The organism is Limimaricola sp. G21655-S1 (assembly GCF_027213785.1).
GTDB lineage: Bacteria > Pseudomonadota > Alphaproteobacteria > Rhodobacterales > Rhodobacteraceae > Limimaricola.
In genome coordinates, this window is the sequence record NZ_JAPWGO010000022.1 from 1 (window position 1) to 24,122 (window position 24,122).

Here is a 24,122-nt window from a genome sequence, read left to right on the forward strand (position 1 = left end):
AGAAAGCATCGTGCCCGTCGACCGGAGGCCGACCATGCACTAACAATTAACCTGGAGCACTCAGACGGGGCAGCTCACATGCAGGTCGCGACGCTCGTTATAAACTTTCCGGGTCGTGCGGTAGTAGTTGAAGTTCTTCGTGAAGTTCGAGGTGAAAGTCAGCCGGCTGGACTTCGACCGGCTCACCTTGTCGAAGATACGCTCTTTGCCAAGGCTGCGTTGGCGCTGCACGAGCTCGAGGAAGCCGAGTTCGATCAGCTGGCTGTGGATGGGGATCATTCGGCGGGCATTATCGCTCTTGAGCGATTGGCCCGTTCCACGCTCAATGTCGAAGAAGTGGATGCCGTCGTCGCGCCGGATGTTCTTCGGCTTCAGCTGCAGGATCTCCTCGCTGCGCAGGCCATGTAGGCGCGCGATCAACGGCACCCAGAACACATGGTCGTTGATCTGGGTCTTCTCCGAGCTCCACTTCTCCGTTTTCAGAAGGGCAGCGAAGTCGCTGCTGCTCCAAAGCTGGCGCGACGTCGTGGGGAGAGATTTGCGCATGTCCTCGATCATGGCTTCGCCGACGACATAGGGCTTGAACGGGTTATGCGACAGCAGCCCTTTGCTCACAGCGTGATCCAGGGGAGCCGACAGGTATTTCTGGTGGCGCTGGAACGTGCGCGGCGAGATGCGGGCGATCCTGGCCTTGCGAAGGAGCTCCTCCTTCACATCGCCATCGAGACCTTGCTGAGCGATCTGCTTCTCGGCGGCGGCGATCTGCGCCTGCTCCTTCTTGTCCTGGAGCTCGATGAACTCGAGACAGGTCAGCTCCCGCAGCCTGCTGGACCGGCCGTGATTGTTGGGAAGCCGAAGCAGGGTGTCGTTGAACCGGGTCCAGACCTCGCCGCCAGCTTGCGAAATGCGTGTGTCGCCCAGGATGTCCGCGATCAGCTTGCGGGTGGAGCGGATGGTGTCAGCATCCTTCATGAACCGCTTGGCCTTGCCGGCATCTTCGAAGGTGTAGGCGCCGCCGACCCGCACACCACGCGACATCTCGTCGAACCACTCGTCCCAGAGATCCAGAAGGCTGGGGTCTGTCCCCTTCAGGCAACGCGCCGGCGCGCCATGGCTCGCATCGACCGAGACCGACAGCCCCTCCCGCTGGTGAAACGGCGTCGGGGCTGCGGACAGGGCCGCCGTCGGGGCGGAGGTTGCCGCCTCGACGTCTGCGGCCTCGGTCTTCGTTTCCTGTGGTTCGGCCTGAATGATGGGCTGCGCCGAGGCTTCATGTGGGACGGGGGGGGCGGAGATCGTCTCGGAAGAGAGTGCAGGAGTGGCCGACTGGCCGAGTGCGGCAGAGAGATAGGGCTGGGGCTCGGAGAAATGCCCCCTGGCGCGGCGCTCCTTCTCCTCGCTGATCTCGATCATGAGGCGGACCATCTTGTCGGCCAGGATGGCGAAATCATCTTCGCTCTCATCGAGGGTGAGGCCCAAGCGGGCCGCGACGTCACGGATCGGGGTCAGGGCAGGGGTGGTGTCGCACAGGAAGATGGCGTCGCGCAGAGAGGCGCGCGCCGCTCCCTCGAGGGACATCGCCACTTCAGCGGCCTGCCTGGTGCGCGGACCGGTCAGGGCGCGCAGGCGGTCGGCGGCCTCGATCTCGATCCGGGCGTAGGTGACCAGGATGTTCGTCATGATCTCTGGCGACACGTGCGACTCCGCGTTGAAGCAGAGATCGCTGACGGCGGTCAGTCGCCAGGCGAGCTCTGCGGCATCGCGGGGGACGTGAGTCCGCAGCGGGAAGCAGAAAAAATCAGGTTTGAATCGATTTTTTTCACGCGCCGGCACGCGCCGCCGCCAGTAGTAGCCGGTGGTTCTGAGCTCGAGATGGGGTTGGGCATTTGCCACGATCGGGCCTCCTCGGGTTGGAGGCGCCACGCGGCAGGATCGGGGTCTGTGCAACGCTTTGTGCAAAGCGGAATGCAAAATCCCCGGGCCTCTGACCGAGACCCGGGGATTTTTGTAGCAACTTCAGCGCAGTGCTGGAAGTTTGGCTCCGGCGGTAGGGGGCGGAGCCGTAAAGCTAAGCTACTGAGTCTAAGGCGCTTTTCCGGAGCGACTCCTGTCCGACTCCGCAATGTGCCAGCGACTGTGCCGCAACATGTGCCAGCGCGCAAGCGAGAGCTTTCCCCATGGAGTGATAAGGTCGGGCAGGGCGAAAACTCGGGGCCCGGTCGATGCGCGCTTGCGTCCTGTGCGCGAGGTACATCTTAGATCCGAATTGATCAGCTGACTTTGAGCCCCACCACCTCGTCCGCGAACCGTTTCCACGAGATCTCCACAGTTCGACCTTGAGCCGGTCAGTATCTTCGTCACGGATACGCGCTCGGGGCGCGCCAATCGTATTGCGCACCATTATGGCGATCTCAGCTGTGCCAGAATGACTTGCGGTTGAGAGGCCTGGTTGGCAGAGTGCCGCTCGGGGCGGAGAGATATTTCATGCGTGACGAATTTTTTTCGGGCAAACAGAGCGGAAACACGAGCGGTCAACCACTCCATTCGTATCGGATCTCCGAACGGGAGTTCGACGAGCTGGAGATCGAGGTTAAGAATCTGATAGGCGCGCGGCGATACAAATCCGCCGCTAAGCCTTTCGTTCTCTGGGCTTCGGAGAAATACAGGCTCGATTTCGAGGGTGGCGGTTTCAGCTGGTCTTTTTTGACCGATCCCCTGCGATGCTCCCTCAGTCAGGATGAGCTGAGGGAAATGACCGAAATCGGGCTGAAAGAATTTGGCCGTCTTCCTAAACGCACCCCGGACGGAGCAACCCAGTATCTGCGGACCATCGCCGCCGAAGGCGGGATACCGGTTCGTCTGCTGAGCGCGCGCGGGGGGTATCGAGCAGCCATCGTGGGTCTGGTGGCCGATCTGGAACGAATGGGGCTTGCATGCCCCGAGGCACTGGCGATGAGCTTCGCGGCCAAACGCACCGCCCGCTTGCCGCTGGGGTACCGTACCGAAGAGTATCGAAGACTTTTCGTTTCCTTTGCTCGCGAAGTGCTCGAGTTGCGGGCCATGGCCCCGACGAGTCTTGCACCACATGAGGTAGAGGCCTGGCTGGATCGGGAGCGCCCTGAATGGCGCGACAACCTGTCTTTGCGACTTGATGGAGAGGCAGCGGCCAGCTTGCTATCCGAGGCCGTCGCCGCCACGCGCCGTTCCGGTGCCGTGACTGACCCTCTCCGACGACTTCTTGCTCGTTCCTCCGATGGTCGGTGGTCTGGCTGGATCGAGGTGGAGGACGAAGCCACGATCGCGGCCGAGCTCTTGCAACATGTGGTCGGCGATCGGACACGTTTGCGTCTCGGCCCCACTGGAGAGTTGGCGACGGTGGTTCCCGATCTCATGCTGGCCTTGGATCGCGATGCTGCGAGCGGGTCCTGGGGATGTCGCCGGATTAGCGCAAGACGAACGGCACGTTTTCGGTTCGACCTGGAGCGAGCGGCCAGCTTCGTGGCGATGGCCGATGGCCGATACTTATCGCACGTTGACCTCCCAGGGGCGGCGGCCGTCGAGCCTTCGGCCGGGTTGTCTCTCTGGCTTCTGTCAGAAATGGGTGAAAGCGGGCCGCGAGAACTCGAATACGCCGGGTCCTCGTCGCTTACCACGATTGACCCTCATGTCTGGGTTGTCCTGCCAGAGCAGTTTGAGCCGGACTGCACCGGTGACCTGACAGCCAGTCATGAGGCGGATCTGCCAAAGGGAAAGCTCTGGCGCTTAACGGGGAAGGGCCGCATGTCCATCCCGGACTGGAGCGTTGCGGTCGCAACCGATGCCGATCGCTCAGATCAGGAAGAGATTTTGTCCGTTGGTTCGCTCGAGTACAAAATACTCGATGGTCGAGGTGCCCCGGTGCATCGGGGCGTGCCAGGAGTGCTTTACCGCCAAGCTGGTCGACCATTTCGCAACCTTCTCTCGAAGGAAATTCGCTACCGCAGTGCGACAAGCAAGCTGTGGAAGAATACCTGCCAAGACGACGAAGTACTTGGTCCACTCACGATTGCCAGGTGGGACGAGAAGGGGATCGGCGCACGACTGACTGTCAGCGTCGTGCCTCAATCTCTTTCAATCCGAGAAAGCAGCACTCCTGGTCATCAGCGCGTGGTTCTATTCGAAGGGCTCCCTCCTGGCTGGACGCTTAGGATTGCTGAAGGGGCGCCGTTCGTTAGCGACATGCAGGGCGTTGCCCGCGTAGAGCTCCCATTGAACGCACACACCAAGGGTCATCTTCCTTTGACCATCGCTGGACCGAAGGGCACGCCTATCCTGAGCTGGACCCTATCATTGCCACGATCACGATCCGCGTTTGTCACGTCGGCTGGCGACCTGTTGCTCGGCGATCGAATGATAACGGTACATGATCTTCGCTCTTGGCGGATCGTACCAAGTAGCGCGGGCCATACTCACCTTCGCATCCGTCTCGCCGGTGGCACTCAGGAATATGCCCCGACGATTACTATCCCGGTGGCGGGCGACGTGGCTCTTTCGAGTTTCCGGGCGCTCTTGGAGGAGGTTCTTGCGCTCGGAGGACCGGATTCCGAAATTCGTCTCCGGGCCTTGAGCGGTCTGGACCAATCTCCAAGGTTGATCCTGCGCCGACATCTTGGCGAAACCGTTCTCGAGGGCGACACGGTGTCCGTTCTGAGCGAGCGGGGCGCCGAGTTGGCATCTAATCTACAGCTTTCAACGGTGGATATGGAGGACCCGGAGCGTGTTGTTCAGGTGGAGGCGAATGGCCTCTCGCGACTTGGGCAAGGTAGATGGTTCCTGATGCCGGAACTGGACGGGCATCCCCTGAGACCGCCGCGGCCGTATGTCGTGGCGGACGCAGACGAAACAGCAGGTCTTGATGTCGAGAAAATTCGGACGACACGCGAGCAACGCGTAGCTGAATTTGCTCGTAATCTCCGAGAGGAGAAGGGCGAAGCCACAATCAGAAAAATGGTTGGCCTGATCGGTGTACTTCTTGATCATGGTGCCACGCCCGGTGCTCTGGACCAGGTTCTCGCGCTGACAAAGGTGCCTTCGGTGGCAGTTCGATTGCTGTTGCAGGCCGCGTCAGAAGACCTTTCTGACCTTCTGGCTCTCGATGTGCATGGGGGCCCCAACTGGATATTCATCCCACCTCAAGACTGGGGGACGGCTCTCGCTTCGGAAGCCGCGGCTCTTCGTGCGACCTTGTCCAGCATAGCCGCACTGGCCGACAACGCCGACAACCTGGTGCGCCAGCAGCTTTCTGGACGGATCAAGGAACTCCTCGTTCTAAGGCCAGAGCTTTGCGCCCACATGGCGCTTGGCCTTCTCGAGACCGGCCTCGCAGGCCCAGCTGAACTCCCGAAATGGGCCGGTACGCTCCCGTCTTGCATCGGCAACCCAGAAAGAGCGCTTCTATCGCACGCGAATTCAGCGGCGCAGCGGCATGTCGGCCAAGTAGAGGCGCTGCGTGATATCCGCGCAAAGGTCGTCCCATCAGGGCTTGAGCAGTTCCATGACGATATACGCGGTCTAATCGACGCACCGCTCTTTGTGGCGGAAATCGCCTTTGGAATAAGACCACCCCCGACCAAGCGTCAGAGAATTCAGATCGTGCAGGCCATACAAACCGATCCCGGGGCATTTGAGCAGTCTTTGCCGGCGGCTGTTGCGTGGCACTACTCCCGACAAAAGACGTAAGAAGGACGAACGAGTGAGAGACCACGTATCGCGGCTGAGCTCAGGCTATGAAGAAATTCTGACGCGCATTAACGACCGTGCTGCTGATGCAGTTCTGGGCAAAGGGCGTGTTCAGTCGACGGCATTGCGCTCAGCGGTCGCTCGGAGGCTTCGGGCCGGTGCCGGCAGTTCTGACGCTTTTCTTGCAGATCCCGTATTTGAGGCTGCGCGAAACTGGAAACGTGCAGATCGAACACTCGACGCGCTTTCTGGCACAATGCTCGAAGAGGACCTCGTTGCTGCACTGGATCAGGAAGGTCCGCGCCGGTGGCCGCGACGCGGGCCCGATACCGAGCCCTATGTCCATCAATTGAAGGCTTGGGAAGCCGCGGCAAACCATCGCAGCTTCATAGTCACCAGTGGCACCGGTTCGGGTAAGACCGAGTGCTTCATGGTTCCAATGTTGAACGACCTGCTCCGGCGCGCCGCGGGACGGCGCAGACAGGGCGTTCAGGCAATCGTGCTCTATCCGCTGAACGCCCTGATCGACAGCCAGAAAGAGCGGCTCAGCGCCTGGATCGATCCACTTTCCGATCGGCTGACCTATTCGCTCTACAATCGCCATCTGCCTGAGAGCCTTCCAGCGTCCAGCCGGCGTCAGGGGGCAGAAATCCGCGATCGAAAAACGCTTCGCGCTGACCCAGCATCGGTTTTGGTGACCAACGTCACCATGCTGGAATACATGCTTATGCGAGCGCAGGACCGGCCCCTTTTGGAGAAGTCGCAGGGCACGCTGCGTTGGATCATCCTCGACGAAGCCCACAGTTATGTCGGAGCTCAAGCGGCAGAGATGGCCCTGCTTCTCAGACGCGTCCGGGACGCGTTTGGCGTCCGACCGGAAGATGTTCGGCTGGCGGCTACCTCCGCGACCATCGGAGAGGGGTCTGAAACTCGGGAGGCGCTGGCCTCATTCCTCGCCGATCTGGCTGGTCTCTCGCCCAACCAGGTTGAAGTCATCGAAGGCGAAGAAGTCGAAGCGGTATTACCTGCAATCCAAACTGACGCCGTGATCGATCCTGACGGCCTAAGTCAGACCGAACACGATTTGTGGTCAGAGTTAGCCTCCAACGCTCGTGTCCAAAGCGTTCGATCGAAGATGCGAGATGGTGGCATCTCGTTGCGGCAGTGTAGCGAGACGCTGGGCTACGACCGTCTGTCTTCCGGTACCACCGAGCGTACGTTGCGCGTGCTCGAGGCGGCAGCTCAGGCACGAGATTCTAAGACGGGGGTCGCGTTGGCTCCCTGGCGGCTGCATGTCTTTCATCGCGCGCAGGGGGGAATGTGGGCCTGCGTCGATCCAGAGTGCACCTCGCGGTCGCAAGAACTTCAGGAAGAAGGATCTGACTGGGCGTTCGGTGAGGTTTACCTGAAAGAGCGCGAACAGTGCTCCTGCGGCGCGCAGGTGTTTGAGATCGGAGCGTGCGACGAATGCGGCACACCTTGGCTCTTGGCAGACATCCAACATCTCAGAGCCCAAGATTATCTGCGACCGGTCGCCGTCGACAACGCCGAGGACGAGTATATCCTTGATGTCGAGCCTGATGAACACGTCGATGGGCCTCAGGCAGCTCACAGCAGTATTCGCGAACGTGTCGTAATTGGCCAATGCCGGGATGAAGTTCGAGAATTCCTTCGCCTGCGGGACGGAGCTTTGTTTGAGCAGCCCGATCCTGAGGACAGGGTGATAGCTCTGCGGCTGGTGGATGAGAAAGAACGCGACTGCTGTGGGAAGGCGAGGCAGAAGGGCGTTATTGCTCGACCACAGCGATTTGGCGCACCATTCCTGATGGGCAACGCCATGCCCTTGCTCCTCGAAGCAACCAAGCCCAACCCAAGTTCAAGCCCGGTTCCCAGCCAGGGAAGACGACTGCTCAGCTTCACTGATAGCCGTCAGGGAACTGCCCGGTTTTCGGCAAAGCTCCAACAAGAGGCGGAGCGAACGTTAACGCGAGCCTGCATCTATCATTCGGTACAAAGGTCAGAAGGGGACCCAGAAAAGGCTGCCCAGCTGCGCAGTGTGATCGAAGCCCTGCGTCCAGTGGTGCAACTGAACCCAGCACTGAAAGTCACGCTTGTTGAGCAGGAAAGAGCATTGCGCGAAGCTGAAGGTGCGAGCAAGCCAGTGCCATGGGGTGAGATGGTCGAGCAGCTGGCTGCAAATCCGGAGCTTCAGAACTTCGCCCGACCGGTTTGGCGAGATCGTCCCGAGAAGGGTGAGAATGGATTGGCCGAGCATGCTTCTGCATTGGCGGAGCTGTTCTTGTATCGGGAGTTTTTCCGTCGGCCCCGTCTCCAGAACAACGCGGAGACTATGGGAATCGCACGGCTGATCTTTCCCAGACTTATCGAACACGCTCGACTAAAAGTACCAGCGCCGCTCAAAGAAGCCGAGCATGACGAAGGTGTTTGGGCCGACATCCTTCATGCTGCCATTGACGCTGTCTTCCGCACCAACTTGGCGACAAGGCTGCCTGAAGAGCCTGCCGATGTGAGACATTGGATCGCGCCGAGAAGCGCCTTGTCCGCAGTGCTGGAGCCTGGCACGCCACCAGACGCTCCCACGACGGTAAAGAAACCCAGGGCCTTCCCGACTGCACTCGGCAATTCGAATCTCGTAAGCATGCTGTACCGCCTGACAGGTGGTTCTCGTGACAGCGCGACTGACGCGGAGAGGGTTGAAGCGGTCCTATCTGCCATTTGGACAGCACTAACTCAATCGAGGGTTCTTTGGGCCGCAGGCCCAGGGGCGTGGCGCCTGGACCTAACGAAATCAGAGATCGTCAAACTGGATCAGGCTTTCGAATGTCCGGTGACAAAGCGTCTTCTACCCTTTGCGCCTGGCGGGATATCGCTCAACGCTCCGGAGGCGTTGCAGACCGTCAGGCCAGTGGAGATGCCAGCTCTTCCTATCTCAGTTCCTCAAGGACCCACGTCGGTGCAGCGAGAGTCTCTCCGATCCTGGCTATTGCAAAGCCCCCAGATCCAGAAGCTGCGCCTCGCCGGACATTGGACCGACATCCATGATCGTGTGGCCGAGTTCTCACCCTTCCTACGGGCTCAGGAGCATTCTGCGCAGATAGATCGGCAGAGCCTAAAAACATACGAAGATGCATTTCGAAGGGGCGAGATCAACGTCTTGAATTGCTCCACGACGATGGAAATGGGCGTGGATATACCGGACGTGGGACTCGTGGTGAATACCAACGTCCCCCCTGCGCCCGCGAATTATCGGCAGCGTATTGGTCGTGCAGGGCGCCGGGGGGAGCCATGGGCAATGGCATTTACATTCTGTAAGGACGTCCCCCTCGATCGCATGATTTTCGACGACCCAAGCCGCCTGTTGCGAGCGGAAGTGCAGGCCCCACGGGTCCGGTTGGATTCTGCTGTCTTGGTGCAACGGCATGTTAACGCTCTCCTCTTGGGGCTCTTCCTGCGCGAGGCAGGCGGTCTCAACGTGAAGACGAGTATCGGCATTTTTTTCGGCGCGCTGGACGATCCGAGCGACCCGTTCCAGTCCGGAAACGTAGCTGAAGATTTCATGTTGGCATTGAAGGGCGACTGGGCAGGTTCTGAAGCGGTACGTGATGCAATCCGCACGCTGGTGCGGGGGACTTGCCTCGAGGGACGAGATGGACTGGTCGCGCGCTGCGAAGAAGCCTTTGGTACGATGCGCGGCCGCTGGTGTGCCGAATACGAGCAACTGCTTGCTGCGCAAGCGGCATACCCGGATACTGAGCCTGCACATTGGCTTTATCGCAAGCGCGCGAAGCGGATGCGCGAAGAGTTCATGATGACAGAGCTGGCACGCCGTGGGTTTACACCGTCCTACGGCTTTCCGGTCGATGTCGTGTCTTTCGATCACGCAGGCCGGGACAGCGCAGAAGCCGGGCCATCTCGTCCACTTGATATGGCGATCCGTGAGTTTTCGCCGGGCTGCGAGGTGGTGATTGATGGATTGGTTCACCGGTCAGATGGCATCTTGCCGACTTGGGGTAACCGTCATGATCCCAGTTCCATCGAGGATCTGCGAACGCTCTTCACTTGCCGCAAGTGCGGTGCCTTCGGTTCCACACGTCATGATATAAACGAATGCCCCCGTTGCCACTCGACCGTGAAACCAGAGGAACTCCTGCGTCCTTCCGGCTTCTTGGGAACGCGAAAGCCACATAGTGCTTATGAACAGCTGGCCTTCGTGCCGCCAGATCCTGCTCGGGTCTCCGCTGAGCCTGCGGACTGGATTTCGATGCTCGATCCAGAAGTTGGACGCTTCCGCGCCTCTCGCGAAGGTAGGGTTTTGGTAACGGCTTCCGGAGCGGAACAGACAGGATACGCAATCTGCATAGCGTGTGGTCGGGCTGAAGCTGAGGGTAGCAGAGAGGATGATCGCCTACCGCAGGGGCTGAAGGATCACCTCCCGCTCCAGCGGCTCCGCGACAATCCGAGGCACGACGGCAGGTGCCCAGGGAATGACGAAGTATCCCGCAAGATCCGGCGCCGTGTCCGGCTGGGCGCCGAGGTAACGACCGATGTTTTCGAGCTTCAGTTTGACATGTTGCCTTGGACAGTCCCGGGCAAACAGCAGGCTCTCGCTATTGCAGCCGGGCTCAGGGAGGCCTTGGCTTCGCGTCTGGGGGTCGATGCGGAAACAATAGGCATTGCAGTCGCTCCAAGTATCCGGGCGGATGACTCACGGCGCACTTCGATATTCCTCTATGACAAAGCGGCGGGTGGCTCCGGCTTCGCGACCGCTGCGGACCAGAACCTCCCGGAACTGTTGACAACAGCTGCTGAGAGATTGGAGTGCCGCGCCGGTTGTGCCCATGGTTGCCCAGAATGCGTCTTGCGGCGAGATCTACAGTTCAGCGCGGAGGGGCTCGATCGCCTCGAGGGCCTTCGCGTTCTGCGGCAAGCAGTTCTGCCGCGTCTCGCGCTGCCACCGACTCTCAAGCTTTTCGGAGACGAGACGCGGGCGATTACGCGCCCCCTTGCGGAATGGTGTCTGCGGAAGGCAGCTTCGGGCCAACTCGAACGGATGAGTCTGTTTCTGACTGGCTCACCATCGACTTGGGACATCCTCGAATGGCCTGGAATGGCGGCACTTACCGAAGCGGATAAGTCGGGCGCGGCTTGCGCGGTCGTGGTCCGACAAGGGGACATTCCAGCGCTTGAGATGTCGCAGAAGCTCGACCTCGTGCGGCTCGCTGCACGAGCTTCCGCGCAGCTGCATGCAGTCAAGGAAATTCCGGAAGTCAACGGCCAACCGGTTATCGCGGAGGTGACGATCGACGGGCGTCATATAGCCATTGTTGCCAATGATAAAGGCGCAGCAGGGATCGACAGAGATTGGGGGGCAACGGCCAATGGTCCGCTTTTGAGCGGAAAGAGCCCTGAAACTACACTTTCAGGCCCGATATCCCTTAATAGACTGGCGTCCTTCGGGGAAGGAAACTCCGCTCATCGTGATATAACCGGCGAGTTGGATGGTTCGGTTGGTCGCTTTGGCGCAGCTTTTTGGCAGATTGTAAGGTCATTGAGGCCTCAGGCTTTTGCAGGAAAAGAAGTCACAAAGGCTTCCTACAACGACAGGTACTTACGCAATCCGCTAACCACTCGCCTCCTGTTCGAGGTCTGGAAGCACCTGCCAAACAAGGCGCAAGGCGCCAAGCTCGAGATCGTGTCAGAGCAATCTGTTCCGGAGGGCAGGTCCGGATATTTCCTTCACCACAATTGGGAGACCGATCAGTTGAGGACTTCAGTTCTGAAACTGCTTGTGCCGGGGGCTGACGTTCGATTGGGCGCCAAATCGGATTGTGCTCACGCGCGTCGCATGACGTTGAGCTTCAATGATGGGTCCGTCGCGACGGTCTTCCTTGATCAGGGCTTTGGCGCATGGCGCTCGTCTTCCGACCGCGCGATCCGGTTTGAACAGGGGAGTGCTCCTGAGCAACAGGCGAAGAGCCTCATAGACCTTGAGTTTAATGTAGCTCTGCAAGACAATGGAAAGATTCCGTCCCCGATTTGGGTGGGATGGTGAACGAGAGAGAATAATCGGACATGGGGCGATCCGGGGCCTCAACGCTGTGCGGAAGTAGATCTTAACGGAATGGCCGATCTGAAAGGGTCGGCCAATTCTAAGTGAACGGCGGTTCTTGTCGCGCCACTATTAGCGGCGCCTGCGCCTCTTGCCGGCCAAAGTTTCACTGCTTTACGTATGTGACGTAGAAGCCTTTGGCCATCCGATGCTCTTGCAAGCGATCGCCAAGATTAAAACCCTCGCGACGCATTGGCGCCTGAAAGATATCAAGACCTCGGTCGAGGACGATTTTCCAGCCGGTGTCGGTGACGATGTCGCGCGCATGAGCAGTCCCGGAGGTATCGAATGCCCAAGTGAAGTCAACACCTGTACCGATGCAGGCTTCTGAGATGCTCTCGAGTAGCTCTCGCTGCTTCTGCACCTCTCCGTCATTGGGGGCGGTCACCAGATGGACGGCGACTTGATCCTCGGGCGCTTTGCGCTGGATGACCATCTCAACGAATTCCATCATATTCCGGGTTTGGTAGTAGAGCCGGATATAGGGGTCCGTAACGATGATCCGCTGGGCGCCGTCGATATAGGGGCCAAACAGCTTGTCATAGCTCACGCCCTTTCGGTTCTCGGCGAAGACGTGGTGGCCTTCCGATAGATCAGATTTTTCTCGTGCCTTAGCGTCCAGTCCTCCAGTCGGTGCCTCGTCTCGATCAATGACGATGTCGTCCCTCGAATGGCCCGAGGCGTCTCGGGCTATCGGGTCATGTGCAGACTTCTGGTTGTAGAATTGGGGAAACTCCTGCTCCTCGACAGTCTGAACCCGTCGCTTCTGCCCATCCGATCCAACATAATAGAAATCAACCTCGGGATAGGTCGCATCGATACGGAACAACTGGTCCTTCACACGCTTGCGGCTCTCGAGTGCAAGTTGAAGTAGTTCCTCGACGTCCTCGGGGGACTCGCCACCAGCCGGGAAGATAACCTTCAGCAGGCCTGACATGGTCTTGTAGATAGCATCGCGATCACGGGTCGAGATCTTTTCGCTGATTTGGAAGTACTGATCAGGCCGGTTCGAGAAATCCTCCTGCCTCAAATGACGCAGTATCTCAGCCAGGTAGTCCACGATGAAACCGTAGCCTCGAGTGAACATCTCACCCCGGATGACGTCTACTTCCCAGCCGGGAAGGTAGGCGTGCAGTCGATCGATGAATGCACTGTCATGGAATTGTGACGGCAGCGCCTCGAACAGGTCGGAGTTCTTCAGCATGTAGGGCACGTTGTGGTCGGTGTTGCCCACGAAGGCGAAGCTCGCTTCGGCGCCCATGGGGTTCACCCCGCGCGAGAAGGTCTTGTTCGCCATATAGTTCTTCATGATATCGACAAGAGCTTTGTTGGCGGTCTTCTCGCGCCCGGCAAACTCGTCAAAGGCGACCACGTCCCAGTAACCTACCAACCCGATACGTCCGTTCGAGTTGTTCACGAATAGCTTGGGGATGGTGACTTCTCCGCCGGAAATCAGCTGCCCGTGGGGTGAGAATTCCGAATAGATATGCGACTTTCCGGTACCTTTGGGCCCCAATTCGATGATGTTGAAGTTTCGCTCAACAAAGGGGATCAGGCGCATCAGTTGCAATAACTTGCTTCGACGGCCGAATGCATCGGGGTTGAAGCCGATGGACTGCATCAGAAGGTCGATCCACTCGTCCTTGCTGAACTGCGTGCGGGCTCCCTTGTATCCCTCGTAGTCAACCCGGGCGATCTGGATCGGTTTGATGGTCTCCAACACCCAAGGCGAGGTGCGGGCGTCTTCTGAAAACTCGTACTGGACATCGGCGATGCACCAGACACCGGTCACCAAGAGCTTGGGATGGGCTTTGACAGTACCGCTGTCCACAGCGACCTTCTTGATACCGAGGTTATCGAACGTCGCCTCGTAGCTGTCGGTCTTCTCGTTCAGCGACACACTGATTTGGTCGATGACCTTGTAGCGACCCTTTTCTTTGATCGTTGATTGAATCAGGCCCGCCTCGCTGCGGTGGACATAGTGCTTACGCAGGATTTCCTTGACGGTCTCGATCCCGGAATTGATGGAAGCCTCGTCATCGGTCGCGCAATACTGCCCAAGCAGGTATTCGAGCACATAGGTGGGGACAATCGCGTTGCCCTTGACCGCCTTCACCAGATCCTTTCGGACGACGTACCCAGCAAAATGTTCGTTGATCTTGTCGTCGAGTGTGCTCATGGCGCGTCCTCAGAAGTCGAAGTCCGTCGAGATCCCGCGGCGGAGCTGGAACCGGTGGCTCGTGTATTCGTCATAGTGGCTGGTTTTGCCGCGCTGCTCTCGCAGCTTCAGGAAGACATCTTGATTGTTGAACCGATCCGCGTCCCGCGAGAGCAGAAACTTGATAGGCATTTCGCGTTCGCGGGCATTCTCGGCGGTGTAGTCGAAGGTCAGGCTGTGCTCGTCCGAGATGAGCGTACCATCGCTCGCGTAAATCCCTGCACGCAAGACTCGCTGCTGCTGCTTTTCGGAAACCGGTTGAGCCTGGTATAGGGTGACGGCGGTCTGGCCCGAGGAAATCAGGCTCCGGCCAGTCACAACAATCTGCACTTCAACCTTGCCGACATCCTCCTCGCGGCGCTTTCCGACGCGGAGGACTGGAATGACAACCTCCTGCAAACTGGCCCCACCATGGACGAACCGGCTGCCGGCCCCTTTGACCCGCATCCGGTTGATCGAATTTGGGATCAGGACATCGAGATCGCCAGCCAAGCCAAGCGCTTCCGACGTAAATTTCTTCATCCCTGTTGTCTCATTCAGGTCCTGCCCGACAACAAAGCGGCGGTTCTTGAACAGGATCTCGTTGCCGGTGGGATCGGCGACAGAGAAGTCCGTCTCGTGGAGCTCTCGGTGCTGATAGAGGAAGCCGTGGTCGGCAGTGATCAGGATGTTGGAGAAGTTCGAGGTGGTCAGCTTGCGTACCAGCTTTGTCAGATCTTCGATCGCGTCCTCGGCGGCCTGCGTCACCCGCTCCTCGGTCGCGAGCTTGTCGCCCACGACATCGATCCGGTTATGGTAGAGATAGAGGATGTCATGGTCGCGGAAGAGTTCCTTGCCGTCATCGGTGCGCAGGCTCATGAAGTCATCTGCCTTCATCGCCTTTACCCGGTCACCGGAACGGCCCATTTTCAGGACCTTTTCGCGGTTTGACGTGCCTTGGGTCGGTAGCCCGAAGGAGGTGACGCCGCCATCCCCTGCGACCGTCAGCGCTTTGTTAGGGAGCAGCGCTGCCATCCCGAGCTGTGTGTAACTCGGCAGCGCCGAGATCATCGGCTTCAGCTCGGCGTCAAAGCGGTTGAGCTTTCGGATTTCCCGCAAGCACTCCTCAGCGATCTCGAAGCGCAGGCCATCGGAGATGATAACCACCACCTTCTGATCCTTACGCCGGAACTCGGCGGCCTGTTCGAGGTAAAAGTCCCGCTGCTGCGGGTAGCCAGGAATATGCCAGGCATCCAGCTTCGCGATCTGATCCTGCCAGGCATCATTGACGGCGATCAGAAAGCTCGTCGTGTAGCGGTTCTCGACGGTCTCGAACAAGGCGCCCAACAGAGAGGCCTGTCCGCTTCGCTGCATGTGATATACGAACTTCCGATAGAGTTGGTCGATCTTGTACCAAGCTGCCACATACCGCCTCACGCCCTCCGCAGGCGAAGACATGGTCAGATTGGTTTCGGCCAACGCCTGCTGGAATTGAGTGGCAAAACCGATCGCCAGGTAAATATCCTCGTAGGTCGCGTACCAGTGACTCTGGCGGCGCTCACGAGTGATGGCCAGCACATCCGCGGCCGTCACCGTCTGGCTCGAAATCGCCTCGACCAGACCGCGGATGATCTGCCTGTCGATCTCTTCAAAGTAGTCGATAGGGCGCAGCGCCTTTAGCTCACGCACTTTTACATCAGCTTCGATCTTCAGCAGGTCCTGATACTCTGCGCTGAGCTCTGCAAAGGCTTCAGCACCGAGGCGATTGTTCTTCCAGCGCCGGAACATCAGGAGGGATTCGGTGTTCAGGTTGCCGTCCTCACCCAAGGCGCGTTGGTAGCAGGACTTGAACAGCGTGATCGCGAAATCCTCGAAATCGGGCGTGTCCGAAACATAGCCATAGGCGTTCTCGAGCTGTTGCCAGAAGAACGGCATCAGACCCGACCGTTCCATCAGACGCTGGCCATCGTCCCGCTTTGCGGCCAGCTGACCCAGCAACTCCTCGACGACCGTATCCAGCGCCCCTTCGGCCCCTGCACAGACGGCCAGCATTCGGCGCAGCACGTCGGATTTCTGGTCCGCGGGCGTGATCAAGCGCTTCAAGGCTTCGATCCGGGCCCTCGAACGGTAGAACTCCATGTGGTCGCGGACCACATCTTCGAAGGCTGACGGAAGACCAAGTTCGGCAAGCCAGATTGCGGCCTGGTCAGCCTTGAACACCGCCGTCGCAAGTTGCAGGTCGAGGAGCCAGTTGTCCTTCATCTCTGGCTCCGGGCCGTCCTTGAACACCAGGAACCTCTGCTTGGGCTCCTGCCGCAGCATCCGGTACTTCAGTCCGAACTCGTTATTCGCCACCTCGACTTTCTCGACCCCCGGCAGCTCCACGGCATCGAACTCACCGCGCATGTCTCGGGCGCCGTCGTACCAGAAGACGATCCGGTGTTCCTCGAAGAGCCGTTCAAGGCCGGCGCGGATGCGCTCAGTCATCCTTTGCCTCCAGCCCGACGATCTTCTTCAGCGCCGCTCCGAACTTCGGGTAGTTCGCCTTCACCCCGTCATCGAGGTCGATCTCGATCTTCTGCTGCGCCAGCGGGAAAATCACCTCGCGCTCCCACTCGTTCAGCTCATCAACCTGCTTCGCCACGACGCCTGCGTCCTTCAGTGCCTTGGTGCGCTGTCCTTGGGTGGCGGCCGGATCGTCGGAGAGCTTCTCCAGACGCGCGCGTTCGCCCTCCAGCTTGGTGATGAACTCGCGCAGGTAGTCGTTGAGCAGGACCGACACCGTGTCGCCACGGTAGCGGTGCAAATAGATCAGCGCGTTGAACGTGCCCTTGGGGCTGGAGAACATCCAGTAGATCGGGCGCTTCTTGTAGCGCTTTACGTGGTCGACGTAGAAATCGCGGGTGAAATACTTACGGATGTCCTTGCCAAGCGCGTCCTCGATGAACTTCAGGTTCTCGCGGAAATGCTGTTCGCCGAAGGTGGTGCGAAGGAAGAGGCGGAAACGTTCGGTGATGTCGTCGACGAACCAGTCGCCGGCAAGCACGGGGATGACGTTGTCCGCATCGGGCGTGAAGCTGGGCGAGGGGACACGGGCGAGGTAATCCGCCAGCGTCTCCCCCTGATTGGCGAGGACCAGGCCCGGCGCGTCGAGGCTGTAGCGCCCGAACATGCAGCCCACGGCATAGCTCAGGAACTCGGCCATGGTGTCGGCGCGTAGGCGGGTTTCACGGTCGTCCTCGGAGCCCTTCACGCCATAGCGATAGGCGGGGTTGCAGGTGAGGGTGATCTCTTCCAGCGGCACCTCGGGGGTCAGCTCGTCTTGCAGACCATAGGCGTCGATGAAGATGCGGTTGTTCTCTTCTTCAAGGGTTTTCATCTCGTCCGTCATGGACTGCCAGCGAGCGCGCAGCGTGGCGTAGCTGTCCGCCAGCGTCTCGCCGCGATGATCCGGCGAGAGCAGCGGGAGCGTGCTGAAATCCCAGGAGGTTTCGTTGGCATCCCAGTCGGATTTGGTGTGTTCTACCAATTTCTTCGAAGACGCTATCACCTTCTCTTTCTGAGATTCAATTACCGGAACCTTTCCAATCGGGCCTTCATGGTAGTCCAAAGTTGGAGAAACGGCGAGGAGTGCCTTCTCGACTACTCGAGTATTCATGAGCGCCAGAGGAAAGAACGGCTCGCGTCCATTGAGAGGAAAGCAAACAGAGCCTTTTGTCTCAAAAACAGCACCTTGGGGTGAATATCTCATCGAGAGGGAGCCGCTGGTCACAGTCGACCAAGTGATGCCCTCTTTGAAGTAGTAGTTGGGATTTCGAATAACTGACCCGGGATGTTGTCGCATCTCGGCGCCATCATTCTCCCAGTTGGCAACTATCAGGTTATTCCCATACCACTTTCGAAATTCGCCTCCTTTGTTGCACGGGAACCAGCGAGCGTTAGATTTTGCTGCAACGGCAGCATTGCTCGCTAAAAAGTTTGTGCGGTCATCCGAAACTTCAAACCAGCTGCGTAAGAAACGTTCGTTTTCCCCGGTTGCAAACCCTTGCCTCGGGACGGCGTATTCTTGAATTGGGGTGCCCTTCGCAAATGCGTCCAAGAACTCATTTGACAGCCAATAAGCGATAGGTGTTCCGGGAATTGCGAGTAGGTTTTTCTGAGGCGTTAGAAAATATCCATATCTACTTTCCAAGAAAAGTTCCTGGATCTCGTGAGGCGCGCGCACCAGAACATGCTTTTCGAAGAGCCGCCGGTAAACTGCCGTCTGACTTTCCTTTGGCTTTTTCTTGTCAACTATGAAGGCAACGCTTCCAAAATCAGACCCAAAGATACCTCGTCCTAAGTGCAATAGCGAAACAAAGCTTTCGTTCTCCAGCAGCGCGAGGCGCAGTTTTTCAAAGGATGACAGGAACATCCAAGACGGAAGGTTGATCATCCCCCATGTTCCATTCTGGCGAAGCAGCAGGGAAGCGCGCTCCATGAAGCAGGTCATCATATCGGACTTGCTGCGTGGGAAGTGCTTCTTGGCGAACTCACCAAGTTTCCCGTTCATCCCCTTGCCGCCCATGTAGGGCGGGTTGGCCACGACCACGTGATACTTCGGCGACAACGCCTCGGCCATGCGCAGCACGGCCACGACGCGTGCCTGAACGTCCTTCAGCAGCAGGTCAGAGCCGAAATCCCGCGCCTCGACCACCCGTAGGGTCTCTGCCGGACCCTTCAGTTTCGGCACGATCAGCGAGCCGAAGTTCTTGGCCTGCTCGAACTGGCCCAGAGTCTCGCGCAGCTCATTGGTGAACAGATCCTTGCCCACCACGGCGGCCACGTCCTGCATCTCGGCATTCGTAAAGCTGACGTTTTGCAACACGCAGATGTCGGGCTTCGCCTCCATTCGCAAGAACCGCCGCCGCCCCAGCTTGCCCGCCGCCTTCATCGCCAGCGCAAAAGCCGCCAGCGCCCCCGCGCGGTCGTCTATCTCCATCCCGGTCAGGTTGTGCGTCAGGATCAGCGCGGGGATCTCGGTCGCCTCGTATCCCTCTTCCTCGTAGATGGCGTAGAGCAGCTCAAAGGCATAGGTCAGCATGTGCCCTGAGCCTGCGGCGGGATCGCAGATGCGGATCTCTTCGGGGCGAGTGATCTTCAGGAAATCCGTCTCGGGCTCTTCAGGCGCGATGTAGTAGGCCATCCGCTCGGCCAGGCGGCTTTCGGGGCGGTTCAGCAGCCAGAGCCGCCCCAGCGAGTTCTCCACCAGGTAGCGGACGATCCAGTTCGGGGTGAACAGCTGCGTCGCGGCGGGGATGTTCTCGGCCGTGATCTTCTGGTTCTTCTTGAGGCCCGCGAAGACCTGATCCTTCTTCTCCGAGATGTAGAACTGGTAGAGCCAGCCGATGATCTCGACATCCCTACAGGCGTCCTCGGTCATCACCTTGCGCAGTTCGGCGAGGATGGAGGTCTGCGAGAGCAGATCCTCGGGCATCAGGAGTTCGGTGTAGTCGTCCAGCTCCTCGAACAGGAAGGGCATGGGGCCATGCCACTGGTTGCAGGCATGGACCAGCAGTAGGCGATAGGCCTCCGCCTGCGGGTCGTTCGAGGGGGTGCGTCCGTCGAGCAGGGACTGGATGATGGTAGGGGCATCGTCGGGCAAGTTGCCGGCCATCACCTCTGACAGAATCTCGGGCCGGGTGGCGCCCTCAGCGGGAGAGACGACACGCACCTGCGTGTAGCCGTTCGCATCCATGAAGCGCAGGGCGGTGAAACGGTTGAACCAAGTGTAGGCGACCTGTTCGATGACCTGCTTCCTGCTCGTCTGCCTGATGGCATTCTCAAGTTCACGAATGGCCTGCGGATGCTCCCGCCGCGCGGCTGCTCCTTCGGCCAGCACGTGGTCGAGCTTGGCCCTCACTTGGTCGATCAGAAGATTGCGAGCAGACTGAGCAAATTTCTTGAGCGCGTTGGTATCCATTAAACGAGTACTTTCCTGCCTGCATGGATCTCGGCCAGCAGGGTCTTTTTCAATTCGGTTAGGTATTGGTCGATATCGGCCTCATCCGAGAGGAGGGATTTGGGCGCTACGACTTTGAGCTGTGAGGCAACGACCGTGCTGGGGGCCTGCGGTCGTGGTGCTGGCGGTTCTCCCATCCCGTCCGGGCCAGCGGGCACCGGCTGGGGTGCGGGCTGCACAAGACGGCTGACCTCGGAGACCAGCTCGGGCAGGAGTTGTGTGCGGGCCGTATTTGCTTTGTCGCGAAGCGTCGGGATCAAGGTGATGGCTTCGAGACCCGTCCTGTGACGGTCGATCCGGGCAGTGATCAGAGCTTGCTGATCGGCATCGAGTTCTTGGAACTCGGACAGCTCGGCGATCTTGGCTGCGACATTCTCCAGCTCAGCGAGGACAGCTTTGCGTTCCTCGATCACCTTGAGGTCGATCTTGTTCTTTATCTCAAAGAGGTCGTTCTTGAGGTTCTGGATCGAGTTGCCCTTGAAGCACCCTGGATCATTCAGTGCGGCTCGCAAGCTGCGCAACGCTTCAGGATCGACATAGTCGATATTAGCCTCATCGCGGCGCAAAGTGTTGCGGGCGTCGTCATAGATCGCCTTCTGCGTGCCACCCATGAAGGCGCGGATCTTGTCCAGGATCTCTTCCTTCGCGTCGAGCAGGTCGTCTTCCTTCTTCGGCGCGTCTGAGATGTACCAGTTGGCGGGCTTGTCTTTCATCGACCGCAGGAGCGTGTGGAAAGGCTCCAGCTGGGCGAGAAAGGGGTAGTCATGGGCCTGCCGGATCAGGCGATCGACCTCGACTTCAAGGGTGTCGATGCTCGTCGCCCATTCGGCCCCAAGACTGCGGACATCGGTGCCAGAGGCGGGTTGAGAGAAGAGCTCCTGATACAGGTCCTTGACCTTACGGATCTCGGCTTGGGTGAATTCGATCTGCGGGGTCAGCAAGATGCTCGAGATGACCTGACTGTTGTTGAGCGCCTTGGCGAGGGGAAGCCCCTCAATCACGCTGCCATCGATCCGCGCCTCGATCTTGCCCTTGGCAACGAGGCTGCCTGCGATACAGAGCGCGGCATTGCTGGGCCAGCCATAGGGCTTTGCGGTGAAGCGATCGGCAAGGTATTTGACCGTGACCTTCAGACCTTTGCGTGCCTGAGCATTGATGCTGCTCAGAACTTCCTGTTCTGCCTCGCCGAGACCGGTGCTGAAGAGCCCACTTTCGACCTGTACCGCCTTGTTAATGTCGGCCTCGGTATAGCTCACTCCACGCAGCATCGGCAGGCTCGTGTAGACTTTGTCCACCAGCAGCTGAAAAGCCTTGATGATGCGTTCCTGCGGGTCCTCGCCACCGATCTCGAGCTCGTCGCCACGTACGAACAGGCGCGCTTCCCCCAAAAGCTTGCGTAGCCGCATTTCCAGATCCCGAAAGCGGCGGGAATTCTGCTCGCCCTTTTCCGAAATGATCCGATCGCGGCCCGGTTGCGGTGAGCCGCTCCTCGACTGCCGGATGAACTTGTCCGTCTGCTTGAAGAGGCGGAGGTCACGCACGAAATTTGAATCGGGCCTCAACGCTACGGCAAGCTCTTCGCGCGACATGGTATTCATCCGGATCGCATCCGGACTATCCACATCATCGCTCAACGGCGAGATGATGTTCACCGCCAGCTCGTATTCGCGACCTATCACGTGATCGTCGAGCTTGCGCGTAAACAAGTACTCGCTACCGGTTGTAAAATGCTTGATACGGCGGTGCCGCAAGATCGTGTCGAAGGCGAGGGTTGTCAGCTCGGTCGACAGCTCGGACGAGTCGATTTGGAGGTTCTTGATCTCGGCCTCGACATCCTTTTCCTCATTCGTCAGGAATTCATAGACTTCGCCATTGCGCTGGATCAGAGTGTTGCGCTCAAGCGTGGCGAGTGCGTCTTCGATCTGACGCCGCTGCTTCGTTTGGTCGGAATCGAAATGCGACAAAAGAAGGATGCTGATATTGCGCACCGATGGTTTGAAACCTTTGACGTATTTGACGAGAAACAGCGCCTTGAGAACACGCACCGCAAAGGGGTCGTCCAAGTTCTTTTCGGCAATCTGGATGCTCTGTTGGACTGAAGATTTCAGAGCCGTTCGAATACCTTCGAACATTAGGTCGAAGGTCGCAAGGTCGCCGACCTGCTGATCCTTCAGTTTTTTGGAGACTTCCTGAAACACCCCCAGCATCGAGCGCTCGCCCACGGAGCTGTGCTTGCCCTCGAATGCATTGTGTTGCGACAGCGATGTGATCGTCATCTGGAAGAGGTCGTATTGGTAGGGCGGGAAGGGATAGCTTGAGATGAACTGATCGCGATCGCGGTAGTTCGTCAGCTTCATCGACCCGTCGGCGAAGTGGAAAAGAGTTTTGAGGTTGTTCTCTTCTCGGTCATGCAAGTTGCCGAGCGTGACCCGGCCTTCCTCCGTTTTAGCAAGCAGGCGGCGCTGGATGACCTCGGCGACATCGGCTGAATTGAGCGGCATCCGGTTGCTAAACCGCGCCTGGATCTTTGAGAAATCGTTCTCCTGCTGCTGGGTCAGGTCACCGATCACCGACGCCATGTCCTGCTGGGCAGTGACGATTATCCAGGCTTGTCCCTTGCATTTCGTATTCAGGCTTTCAGCAAGGGTTTGCAGGTTCGTCATTAGTTTGACATTGTCGGCGATGTACTGCCCGACTTCGTCGACGAAAAAGTTCAGCCGGAACCCTTTGGGCTGTTCGTCAAGCCAAGCCTTAACGGCAGTTGCGAAATCCTCGATCGAGACGCGGGTATCCTTCCGATACTGGCTCAGGATGTCCTTTGCATCGGATGCATCTCCACCAGTTGCCGCGGCGAATGCCGTCGCGATGTTCTTGCCTTCGAGCAGAGCCTGCTCACGCCCGCGTTCCCAGTCTTTGCTGGACGCATCCCTGAATGCGGTCTTGAAAGCCTTGAACTGACCGCGCGCATGAAGGTCTCGCTCAAACTGGGCGATATACGCCTGCTTGCCGTAGAAGCCACAGGCTTCGTCAAAGACCTTTTGAAAGACAGACAGAATCGCATCGACATCCGCCTTGGAAATCACGTCCGCTTTCTGATCGATGTTGAATAGGATCGACTTCGAAGGGATTGAAACGGCCTTATTCAGCGCCCCCGCCAGCATCGGCTCGTCTTTGAGCTTTTCGCTGAAGATCTCATGCGCCGTCTTGCCGTCGACTTCGCGGTTTTCGAGGAGTAACGCCAGCATCTTCAAAAGGTGCGACTTGCCCGATCCAAATAATCCGGAGATCCAAACGCCATTCGATGTGTCGTAGTTATTGTATGCCTCGAGAAACTGCTCCAGCCGTTGGCCGATCTCACCGGTAATGACGTACTCGTCCAGTTCGACCCGGAGGCTTGCCTCGTCATCGGCCTTAATAACGCCATCTATGGCACGGTCGACCGGCTTCTCGAAAATATCCTTAAGTGAAAGAGCCATGGGGTCAGACCTCGTAGTTCAGAATATTGAAAGCGCGATAGTATTTGTCGTCGTGGAGCTCTCCGAAGAGATCGAGTGAGGCGCCGGTAGCCAGTGCATGCGTGTAATTTCCTGGGAAAAACAATACAGTAGGCGCCTCTTTGGCGGTGCTTTGGAGGTTGTTCAGAACGCTGTGCGAGCGAATAAAAGGGTAGACCTCTCCGACGCCTGACAGAAAAATCACATCATGCTCCGTTGCATCGATGGCTTCGCCAATTCTGGGGATGAGGTGGTCCTGAGGATCAAGAACTCCTTGCAGCAACTCCTTGATCTCGGATTTCTCACTCTCCGCTTCGATCTCAAGTATTTGATCCAGAACTTCTCTTTCCCTAAGGATCTCAACCGCGAGTTCATACAGGCTGAGATCCAAAATCTTGACTCCGGCATGCGAAACTCGTGCCACCAGGTCCCTGCGATCTTCGATCATCTTCAGTCCGTCGCGCGCCGGAAAGGGGCAGATGAAGAACGGCACCTCGTTGCCAAGGCCTTGCTTTGTCAAAAAGCGTTCGCTGGTAACGACGCGATAGAGGTGCTCGGCACGTTCCTTGCGGCTCATTTCTT

Annotated in this window: 8 protein-coding genes; 2 read left to right on the forward strand and 6 right to left on the reverse strand. The window is 58.5% G+C overall.

Annotation, left to right across the window (positions count from 1 at the left end; all coding sequences use genetic code 11):
• Positions 1-60: 60 nt before the first annotated feature.
• Positions 61-1,893, reverse strand: a complete 1,833-nt coding sequence (locus O4G76_RS17270) for a DUF6538 domain-containing protein (protein ID WP_269398491.1) — start codon at positions 1,891-1,893, stop codon at positions 61-63.
• Between the two features lie 591 nt (positions 1,894-2,484).
• Between O4G76_RS17270 and O4G76_RS17275 the strand changes: the two genes are divergently transcribed.
• Positions 2,485-5,718 (forward strand): STY4851/ECs_5259 family protein, encoded by a 3,234-nt coding sequence (locus O4G76_RS17275; protein ID WP_269398492.1) that lies wholly within the window; start codon positions 2,485-2,487, stop codon positions 5,716-5,718.
• A 13-nt stretch (positions 5,719-5,731) separates the two neighbouring features.
• Entirely contained in the window at positions 5,732-11,791 is a 6,060-nt protein-coding gene (locus O4G76_RS17280; protein WP_269398493.1) for a DEAD/DEAH box helicase, read from the forward strand.
• 163 nt (positions 11,792-11,954) lie between these two features.
• Here the strand turns inward: O4G76_RS17280 and brxL are convergent, their stop codons facing one another.
• Genes brxL through O4G76_RS17305 form a run of 5 tightly spaced genes read right to left on the reverse strand, consistent with a single transcriptional unit; the run spans position 11,955 to position 24,117 of the window.
• A complete protein-coding gene (gene brxL, locus O4G76_RS17285) occupies positions 11,955-14,027 on the reverse strand; it encodes a BREX system Lon protease-like protein BrxL (protein WP_269398494.1) in 2,073 nt (690 codons plus the stop codon).
• A gap of 9 nt (positions 14,028-14,036) precedes the next feature.
• Positions 14,037-16,532 carry a BREX-1 system phosphatase PglZ type A gene (gene pglZ, locus O4G76_RS17290; RefSeq protein ID WP_269398495.1) on the reverse strand — a complete coding sequence of 832 codons (2,496 nt, stop codon included), beginning with the start codon at positions 16,530-16,532 and terminating at the stop codon, positions 14,037-14,039.
• Positions 16,525-20,007, reverse strand: coding sequence for a BREX-1 system adenine-specific DNA-methyltransferase PglX (gene pglX, locus O4G76_RS17295; protein WP_269398496.1), 3,483 nt, complete (start codon positions 20,005-20,007; stop codon positions 16,525-16,527). Before pglX ends, pglZ begins: the two co-directional genes overlap by 8 nt.
• Entirely contained in the window at positions 20,007-23,522 is a 3,516-nt protein-coding gene (gene brxC / locus O4G76_RS17300; protein WP_269398497.1) for a BREX system P-loop protein BrxC, read from the reverse strand. Before brxC ends, pglX begins: the two co-directional genes overlap by 1 nt.
• A 4-nt stretch (positions 23,523-23,526) precedes the next feature.
• Positions 23,527-24,117: a DUF1788 domain-containing protein gene (locus tag O4G76_RS17305; protein WP_269398498.1), complete on the reverse strand. Its 591-nt coding sequence runs from the start codon at positions 24,115-24,117 to the stop codon at positions 23,527-23,529.
• Positions 24,118-24,122 lie beyond the last annotated feature (5 nt).

What these genes read in the sequence shown, in the direction of transcription:
- O4G76_RS17275 (WP_269398492.1), top strand. Translation starts at nt 2,485, where the DNA reads ATGCGTGACGAATTTTTTTCGGGCAAACAGAGCGGAAACACGAGCGGT.
- brxL (WP_269398494.1), bottom strand. Translation starts at nt 14,027, where the DNA reads ATGAGCACACTCGACGACAAGATCAACGAACATTTTGCTGGGTACGTC.
- pglZ (WP_269398495.1), bottom strand. Translation starts at nt 16,532, where the DNA reads ATGACTGAGCGCATCCGCGCCGGCCTTGAACGGCTCTTCGAGGAACAC.
- pglX (WP_269398496.1), bottom strand. Translation starts at nt 20,007, where the DNA reads ATGGATACCAACGCGCTCAAGAAATTTGCTCAGTCTGCTCGCAATCTT.
- brxC (WP_269398497.1), bottom strand. Translation starts at nt 23,522, where the DNA reads ATGGCTCTTTCACTTAAGGATATTTTCGAGAAGCCGGTCGACCGTGCC.
- O4G76_RS17305 (WP_269398498.1), bottom strand. Translation starts at nt 24,117, where the DNA reads ATGAGCCGCAAGGAACGTGCCGAGCACCTCTATCGCGTCGTTACCAGC.